Genomic DNA, 3,075 nt, shown 5'->3' with positions numbered 1-3,075 from the left:
GAAGAACAGAACCGTATCATCAATGCGTTACGCCAGAGTGGTTCATGATTTGTTACAGCATTTTTTATAGACATATACGTTAATAACCGTGATCCTTGCCAAGCGGAAAATCTGGCAGAATTGAATTATTAAGCTCACGTAGCCATCCGCTTTGTTATTAATCGATCCCGGATGCAACATGGAACACAGTCACCCACATCACCATCAGGTCGCTAACTATAATCGCGCTTTTGCGATTGGTATTTTATTAAATGTGGTGTTTGTCATTATTGAAGCCAGCTATGGCATTTTGGCTGGTTCAATGGCTTTACTGGCAGATGCAGGACATAACTTAAGCGATGTAGTGAGCTTGTTGCTCGCCTGGGGTGCCAGCGTTCTGGCCAAAAAAGCCGCCACCGAAAAACGCACGTATGGCTTTCGCAAAGCCACCGTTATGGCAGCCTTACTCAGTTCCATTATGTTGTTAATTGCGTTGGGCGGCATTGCCTGGGAATCCATCAACAGAATGTTCAATCCGCAGCCGGTTCAGGGTATGACGGTAATCGTAGTGGCCAGTATCGGTGTCGTCATCAACACGATTACCGCACTGTTATTTTTCAAAGGGCAGCAGCATGACTTGAATATTCGTGGTGCTTTTCTGCATATGGCCGCTGATGCAGCAGTATCGCTTGGTGTTGTTATTGCCGGGATTTTTATTCTGTTTAAAAACTGGTTATGGATTGATCCGCTGGTCAGCTTGCTGATCGTGATGATTATTCTGATTGGTACCTGGCGTTTATTACGTGAATCGTTAAATTACGCGATGGACGCCGTGCCAGAAAATGTGGATCTGCAAAAAATCCAGCAGTATTTACTGGATTGTGATCAGGTAGACTCGTTGCATGATTTACATGTCTGGCCGTTAAGTACCAGTGAAACAGCGTTAACTGTGCATCTGGTGGTAAAAGGCAGTCCGCTGGATAACGCTTTTTTATCCCAGCTACAACATGATTTACACGATCACTTTGCTATTGAGCATGCAACGATTCAGCTGGAGTCAGCGGATGATGCCAGTTTCTGTCTGCTCGGCAGCAATCATGACTGTCATCATTAATCCGCGTGGGCAGTGATTGTCCAGCATTCCTCCAGACCAATAACTCTGTTATGGTGCCTGGCTTAAATTATTTACAGAAACTGATATCAAAATGCATGGCAAGTTAATCAAGTGGAAAGATGACAGGGGGTTTGGCTTTATTCTCTGTGAGCATAATCAACAGGAAGTATTTGTACATATTTCTGCTTTTCCGAGTGGTAGCCCACGTCCTAAAGTCGGCGAAACACTGGATTTTGCAATAGAAACCACCCCAGAGGGTAAAACCCGGGCTATCAATGTCACTCGTGAAGCATCCTTAAAAACCAGAAACTCGCCCATTAAACTGAGTAAAGCTCCCGGAAAAACCACTAAAACCATCAGTGTCCTTATTGCATTGATCGTGTTTGGTTTGATTGCCGTAAGTGTGTCTCAAAATTTTTAATGTTTTCTAACACACTCTCTTAGAACGTACATCAAAATAACCATAGGCAGCGACCACCAGAAAGCAGATACCGGGGACAACATAAGAAATCGCCGTAGTAAACACATCAATGAATGCACCTTGAACTAACGACAAAAGCGCTCCGCCAAGAATCGCCATCACCAGTCCAGCGGCCCCGAATTTGGTATCTTCGCCTAAACCTTTTAATGCCACTCCGTAAATAGTCGGGAACATAAGCGATAAACAGGCAGATATCGACACGACAGCCCAAACCCCGGAAATAGTCGGGTTCAGCATCGCAAACAAGCATAACGCCGATCCTGTTATTGCCAGTATTGTCATCAGCACGGTGGGACGAACATAGCCCATCAACCATGTCATCGCAAAGCGTGACACCAGAAACACCAGCAAACTGTATTGCAGATAAACGCTGGCATCGGCCGCTGTTCCACCGATTGCCTGCTGCACGTATTGAATGGTAAAAGTCCAGGCACAGACTTGCGCCGCTACGTTAAAAAATTGTGCGATCACGCCAAACCGGTAATGAGGATTGGCCATCAATCGTTTCAGCGTCTGAGTGAAATGTAACTCACTGATGCTCGAAGCGACGGCTTCTCGCGGTTGCGGCACTTTTGAAAATAAAATCATCAGCCAGATCAACAATAATGCCAATGCCATACTGACATAGGGCAACATCACGGCTTTGAGCTCGGCGCCTTGTACCAGCTGTAATTCTTCGACCGTCATTAATGCCCGATCAGCCGCTTCAGCAATATGCAAATTCGGCAGAATCAAGGTGGCGGCAAGAAACACCCCAAGATTGGTACCCACGGGATTAAAGGCCTGCGCCAGATTTAGTCTGCGTGTGGCATTTTCCATCGGGCCCATCGCCATCACAAACGGATTAGCCGACGTTTCCAGAATCGATAAGCCTGACGCGAGAATAAATAACGCCGCAAGAAAATAATGATAATTCATTGCCAGACTGGCGGGATAAAACGCTAAAGCGCCTATTACGGCCAAACCTAAACCGCATAAAACACCGGTTTTATAGGAATATCGGCGATTGATAAATGCAGCTGGTATTGCCAGACAAAAATACGCCCCGTAATAGGCAAACTGTACCAACGCAGATTGTACGGTGCTCATAGCAAAGATTTGACTGAATACCTTAACCAATGGATCGGTCATATTGGCAGCCACGCCCCAGGCAGCAAAACAGGTAATCAATAAAATAAATACCAATCGCATTTCCGGATAGACAAAGGGCTGTTTGACCGACATAGAATCCTGGCTCCGTGCTTCGTTGCTGGCTTTGTTGTGCCGAGTGTATCAGTCATCCATCCAGCTATTGTCTGACTGATTGGGTCATTCTATTGGAAATCCTGCAGTGCAACATATTCTCCCGAAAACTTTCCTGCCAGGATGCCTCCGGAATATAAAACAGCCGTTAAACGAATACGGGCCTTTCCTTTGCGTCGCAGCATTTTGAGAAAGCCTGGCCAATCATGTTCATCCCTCAATGCGGCCGTGGCGGAAAAATCTGCGGTCATGGGCTTGA

4 protein-coding genes are annotated in these 3,075 nt (G+C 46.0%); 2 read left to right on the top strand and 2 right to left on the bottom strand.

The genetic code is table 11. From position 1 onward, the window contains the following. Positions 1-178: 178 nt before the first annotated feature. Both B3O33_RS09430 and B3O33_RS09425 read left to right on the top strand, forming a co-directional pair. Positions 179-1,093, top strand: coding sequence for a cation diffusion facilitator family transporter (locus B3O33_RS09430; protein WP_292362446.1), 915 nt, complete (start codon positions 179-181; stop codon positions 1,091-1,093). A 91-nt stretch (positions 1,094-1,184) separates the two neighbouring features. Continuing rightward, the gene (locus B3O33_RS09425) at positions 1,185-1,514 is read left to right on the top strand and encodes a cold shock domain-containing protein (RefSeq protein WP_292362445.1); all 330 of its coding nucleotides are present in this window, start codon (positions 1,185-1,187) and stop codon (positions 1,512-1,514) included. 6 nt (positions 1,515-1,520) lie between these two features. Here the strand turns inward: B3O33_RS09425 and fucP are convergent, their stop codons facing one another. Beyond that, a complete protein-coding gene (gene fucP / locus B3O33_RS09420; RefSeq protein WP_292363493.1) occupies positions 1,521-2,798 on the bottom strand; it encodes an L-fucose:H+ symporter permease in 1,278 nt (425 codons plus the stop codon). 89 nt (positions 2,799-2,887) lie between these two features. Then, positions 2,888-3,075, bottom strand: a 188-nt coding sequence (locus B3O33_RS09415) for a YiiD C-terminal domain-containing protein (protein ID WP_292363492.1), incomplete at its 5' end; no start/stop codon positions are given.

This window comes from Methylophaga sp. UBA1464 (genome assembly GCF_002325665.1).
GTDB lineage: Bacteria > Pseudomonadota > Gammaproteobacteria > Nitrosococcales > Methylophagaceae > Methylophaga.
This window is presented reverse-complemented; position numbering and strand designations above follow the sequence as displayed.

Excerpts from the sequence above, each read along its gene's own strand:
- B3O33_RS09430 (WP_292362446.1), top strand. The coding sequence starts at position 179 with ATGGAACACAGTCACCCACATCACCATCAGGTCGCTAACTATAATCGC.
- B3O33_RS09425 (WP_292362445.1), top strand. The coding sequence starts at position 1,185 with ATGCATGGCAAGTTAATCAAGTGGAAAGATGACAGGGGGTTTGGCTTT.
- fucP (WP_292363493.1), bottom strand. The coding sequence starts at position 2,798 with ATGTCGGTCAAACAGCCCTTTGTCTATCCGGAAATGCGATTGGTATTT.